This window comes from Actinomadura sp. BRA 177, assembly GCF_013372625.1.
In the GTDB taxonomy this organism is placed as follows: Bacteria; Actinomycetota; Actinomycetes; order Streptosporangiales; family Streptosporangiaceae; genus Spirillospora.
The window spans coordinates 1-5,049 of the sequence record NZ_JABXFD010000688.1; the positions used below are offsets into that span (position 1 = coordinate 1).

4 protein-coding genes are annotated in these 5,049 nt (G+C 69.5%); 2 read left to right on the plus strand and 2 right to left on the minus strand.

Going from position 1 to position 5,049, the window contains the following annotated elements; translation table 11 throughout:
* Nucleotides 1–970 (minus strand): RNA-guided endonuclease TnpB family protein (locus HUX53_RS38110; RefSeq protein ID WP_176408131.1); only part of this gene is annotated, 970 nt, incomplete at its 3' end.
* Between the two features lie 17 nt (nucleotides 971–987).
* On the opposite strand from HUX53_RS38110, the gene HUX53_RS38115 reads away from it, so the two are divergent.
* On the plus strand, nucleotides 988–1,572 hold the full coding sequence (locus tag HUX53_RS38115; protein WP_176408132.1) for a FadR/GntR family transcriptional regulator: 585 nt from the start codon (nucleotides 988–990) through the stop codon (nucleotides 1,570–1,572).
* A gap of 92 nt (nucleotides 1,573–1,664) precedes the next feature.
* Nucleotides 1,665–2,966 (plus strand): RIP metalloprotease, encoded by a 1,302-nt coding sequence (locus tag HUX53_RS38120; RefSeq protein ID WP_176408133.1) that lies wholly within the window; start codon nucleotides 1,665–1,667, stop codon nucleotides 2,964–2,966.
* On the opposite strand, the gene HUX53_RS38125 is transcribed toward HUX53_RS38120, so the two are convergent.
* The gene (locus HUX53_RS38125) at nucleotides 2,956–4,053 is read right to left on the minus strand and encodes a PLP-dependent cysteine synthase family protein (RefSeq protein ID WP_309237629.1); all 1,098 of its coding nucleotides are present in this window, start codon (nucleotides 4,051–4,053) and stop codon (nucleotides 2,956–2,958) included. The two genes, HUX53_RS38120 and HUX53_RS38125, sit on opposite strands and share 11 nt — an antisense overlap.
* Between the last annotated feature and the right edge of the window lie 996 nt (nucleotides 4,054–5,049).

Genomic DNA, 5,049 nt, shown 5'->3' on the forward strand with positions numbered 1-5,049 from the left:
GGCGCGGGTCCACGAAGACCACCGGGGCACCGGCGCGTTCGGCCTTGTAGGCGATGAAGGCGCCGAGCTGGGCGAAACTCCAGGTGTGCAGTGTGACCCGCTGGGGCTTGCGTAGCCGGACCCGCGCGCGGATGCCGCCCAGGTCTTCCAGGGCGATGCCGTGCGTGGTGCGTTGAGCCTCGGTCACGATGCTTTTGGAGATGCGGTGGTTGGTGTCGGCCGCGAACCGCGCCTCACGGCCCGACAGGTGACGCAGCAGCCGCTTGGCCGACTTGGTGCCCTTGGCCTGGAGTTTGCTGCGGAGGCGGCGGTTGCGGTGCCGGATCTGATTGACGTGCTTGCCGGAGTGGACGGTGCCGTCGGACGCGGTGGCGATGTTGACGATGCCCAGGTCCACTCCCGTGAACCCGTCCGGAACATACTCGGGGGCTTGGGGAACGTCACAGGTGGCGTACAGGTAGAAGCAGCCGCCACGCCAAACCAGGTCCGACTCGCCCCGCCGGTGCGCGGCCAACATCTTCGCCTGCTCAGCCGAGCACGCGAACGGGATGCCGCTGAGTCTGCCGTGCACGGTCCAGATGCTGACGGTGCGGGAGTCGATCTGCCAGGACAGCGACCGGTCGTCGAACGGTTGGGCGGCGTCCTTCCGGAACCGGACCGGCTCGCCCTCCACCCGCGCGCGGCGCCGCGAACCGACCGGCCCATGACTGCCCGCTTTCAGGTTCTTGGCCAGCGTGGCGTAGGCCCCGGCGACTTTGCGGATGCAGTGGATCGCCGGTTGCGCGGACAGACCCATCGCCTTCACCTCGTCGTAGACGAGGCGTTGTAGTGCGGTCTTGCCCTTTACCCCCGTGGTGAAGGCGCGGCGGGAGGCGTGGCAGGCAGCCTGGTTGCACAGCTTGAGAGTCTCCCGCAACGCCTGCTCGGTGGCGGCGTCGGAAAGCAGTTTGACCTGTACGACCAGCTTCACCACCACACCATAACATCATGTGGTCATGTCATTACGAGGAGTTGAATTTTGTGTACCGGGAGGCGATCCGGGCCGTCCAGCAGGAGGGGTACGTCGAGTCGTGCCGCGGGCGGTTCGGCGGGACGTTCGTCACCTACGAGCGTCCGAAGCCCCGCCAGTCCGACCTGAGGCGCGCCCTCGCGCAGATGGGCGACGACCTCAACGACTCCCTGACGTTCCGGATGGCCGTGGAGACCGGTGCCGCGCAGATCCTCGCCACGACCCGGCTGACCGGGGCGCAGCGCGACATGCTGCGCACCCGGCTGGCCGAGCTGAACGCGGCCGGGCCGGACGAGTACCGCCGCCTCGACACCCTCTTCCACCTGACGATCGCCGAGATGACCGGGTCTGCGCTGCTCTCGGCGGCCTGCGCGGACGCCCGGATGCGGGTGACCGACCTGCTCAACGCCATCCCGGTGCTCGGGCGGAACATCGAGCACGCCGCCGTCCAGCACGCCGCGATCGTCGACGCCGTCCTCGCCGGCGACCCGGAGGCCGCGCGCCGCGCCGTCGCCGAGCATCTGGAGGGCACGGCCGCCCTGCTGCGCGGGTTCCTCGGTTAACTTAAACCGGATCGGGGTCGATCACGTACTCTGAGTTGGTTATCGAGGCCACCCGCGGTGAGCGCGGGCGTACGAGTTGAAGGGCACCCCGGATGGTCTACCTGGCAGGAATGCTGATCCTGTTCTTCGGCCTGCTGGTGTCCATCGCGCTGCACGAGCTCGGCCACTTCTCGTTCGCCAAGCTGTTCAAGGTGCGGACGACCCAGTTCATGGTCGGGTTCGGCCCGACGATGTGGTCCAAGCGCAAGGGCGAGACCGAGTACGGCGTCAAGTGGATCCCGCTCGGCGGCTACATCCGCATGATCGGGATGCTGCCGCCGCGCAAGGGCGACGCGCCCGGGCAGGTCCGGCAGGTCAGCACCGGGCCGTGGCAGGGGCTCATCGAGTCGGCGCGCGGCGCCGCGCTGGAGGAGATCCGGCCCGGCGACGAGGACCGCGTGTTCTACGGCAAGAAGTGGTGGCAGAAGCTGCTCATCATGTTCGGCGGGCCCGCGATGAACCTGCTGCTCTCGGTGATGTTCTTCGCGATCCTGCTGATGGGCATCGGCACCGTGCGGTCGCAGCCGGTGATCGGCGAGGTCCTCGAATGCATGGTGCCGGCGAGCCAGTCGCAGACGACCGAGTGCCCGGCGAACGCCACCCCGACGCCCGCCGCGCAGGCCGGGCTCAAGGCGGGCGACCGGATCGTCGCGTTCGACGGGAAGAAGATCGACGGCGACTACGACGAGCTGCGGGTGCTGATCCGCGACAACGGCGGGCAGACCGTCCCGATGACCGTCCAGCGCGGCGGGCAGGACGTGAAGCTGAACGTGCCGATCACCCGCAACCAGATGCACGACCTGAAGGACCCCGACAAGATCGTCAACGTCGGGTTCCTCGGCATCACCCCGATCCAGGCGATGGAGCGGCAGGGGCCGGGCGCCGTCGTCAGCACGATGACCGACCTGACCGCGCGCACCACGGGCGCGCTGGTGCGGATGCCGCAGAAGATGGTCGGCGTCTGGAACGCCGCGTTCAGCGACGAGAAGCGCGACCCGAACGGCCCGGTCGGCGTCGTCGGCGTCAGCCGGATCGGCGGCGAGGTCGCCGCGTCCGACGACTACACCGGCGCCCAGAAGGTGTCGTTCTTCGTGATGCTGCTCGGCTCGCTGAACCTCGCGGTCGGGCTGTTCAACCTCGTCCCGCTGCTGCCGCTGGACGGCGGGCACATCGCCGGCGCCCTGCTGGAGGCGGTCAAGAAGGCGTTCGCCAAGGTCTTCCGCAGGCCCGACCCCGGCTACGTGGACGTCGCCAAGGCGCTGCCGGTGACGTACGTGATGGCGGTCGTGCTGATCGTCATGGGCGGCCTGCTGATCTACGCCGACCTGGTGAACCCCGTCACGGTCACGGGATAGCGGGCATCTCGCCCGTCTTCAGGAAGCCGTGCAGCGCGGCCAGGTAGGGCGCTATGTCCAGGTTCTGCTCCGCGAGCCAGGCGTCCGACCCGTAGGTGCCGGCGTAGCGTTCGCCGCCGTCGCAGATCAGCGTGACGACGCTGCCGCGCTCGCCGTCCGCCCGCATCTGCGCGATCAGCTCCGCCGCGCCCCACATGTTCGTGCCGGTCGAGCCGCCGACGTTGCGGCCGCTGACCGCGCTCGTCCAGCGCATCGCCGCGATGGACGCCGCGTCCGGCACCCGGATCATCCGGTCGATGACCGTCGGCAGGAACGACGGCTCCACGCGGGGGCGGCCGATGCCCTCGATCCGCGAGCCCGCCGCCGTCCGCTCCGGGTCGCCGTCGGCGAACGAGCCGTGGAACGCCGAGCCCTCCGGGTCGACGACCGCGAGCCGCGTCTGGAACCGCTGGTAGCGCGCGTACCGGCCGATCGTCGCGGACGTCCCGCCGGTGCCCGCGCCGACCACGATCCAGGACGGCTCCGGGAACCGCTCCAGCCGCAGCTGCTCGAAGATCGACTCGGCGATGTTGTTGTTGCCGCGCCAGTCCGTGGCGCGCTCGGCGTAGGTGAACTGGTCCATGAAGTGCCCGCCGCACTCGGCCGCGAGCCGCCGCGACTCGTCGTAGATCGCGGACGGCTCGTCCACCAGATGGCAGCGGCCGCCGTGGAACTCGATCAGCTGGATCTTCTCCGGGCTGGTCGAGGCGGGCATCACCGCGACGAACGGCAGGCCGAGCAGCCGCGCGAAGTACGCCTCCGACACCGCCGTCGACCCGCTGGACGCCTCGATGATCGTCGTGTCCTGCCGGATCCAGCCGTTCGCCAGCCCGTACAGGAACAGCGACCGCGCGAGCCGGTGCTTCAGTGAACCCGTCGGGTGGACGGACTCGTCCTTCAGGTACAGGTCGATGCCCCACTCCGGCGGCAGCGGGAACACGTGCAGGTGCGTGTCCGCGCTGCGGTTGGCGTCGGCGTCGACCAGCCGGATCGCCTCGGCGATCCACGCCCGGTACCCGGGGTCGCAGCGGTCCACGGTGCGGCTCACATGTTCTCCTCGATCGACGCTGATCGGCCGGGTCCCACGATATCCGCGCATGTCACGGTGCATCATGGAGGCAGCGGGGGGCAGATGATCGAGATGTTCGACGAGCGGATCGTGGCGACCGGGCGGCTTCCGCTGTTCGCCTTCTTCGTCGCGTTCCTGATCACTTTCGTACTGACGCGGGTCAACGTCCGGCTGATCCGGGCGGACGTGCGCTGGTGGTTCCGCAACGTGACCGCCGGCGACCTGCACATCCACCACGTCGTGTTCGGCGTGGTGCTGATGCTGGCCGGCGGCGTGGGGAGCCTCGCCGTCCCGGACGCCTACACCGGCCTCAGCGTGGGCGCCGCCGCCGTGTTCGGCATGGGCTCCGCCCTCGTCCTGGACGAGTTCGCGCTGATCCTGCACCTCAGCGACGTGTACTGGACGGAGAAGGGCCGCGCGTCCGTCGACGCCGTGTTCGTCGCGATCGCGGTGACGGGTCTGCTGCTGCTCGGCATCCGCCCGCTCGGCTACGAGGGCATCGCGCCCGACCCCGGCACCGGGATCCTGACCCGCGTCTACGTGGTGTCCCTGGTCATCAACCTGGTCTTCGCCATGATCACCCTCCTCAAGGGCAAGATCTGGACGGGCCTCATCGGCCTCTTCGTCCCCGCCCTGCTGATCGTCGGCGCGATCCGGGTGGCGCGCCCGGGCTCTCCTTGGGCGCGCTGGCGCTACCCCCAGGATTCACGCCGCTACCAGCGGGCCGTCCGGCGGGAGAAGCAGTTCCGCCGCCCGCTGATCCGCGGCAAGATCTGGGTGCAGGAGTTCATCGCGGGACGGCACGACCTCATCCCGCCCGACCTGCTGCAACGCCGCGCCGAAGCCGCCGACCGCGCCCGCCGCCGGCGCCTCGACCGCGCCGAGCGCAGAGCCGCCGCTGGCCCTTATACACATCTGACGCTGCCGACGAAGAGGACAGCGGAGATCCCAGATGGCACCGTAAGCATAAACACA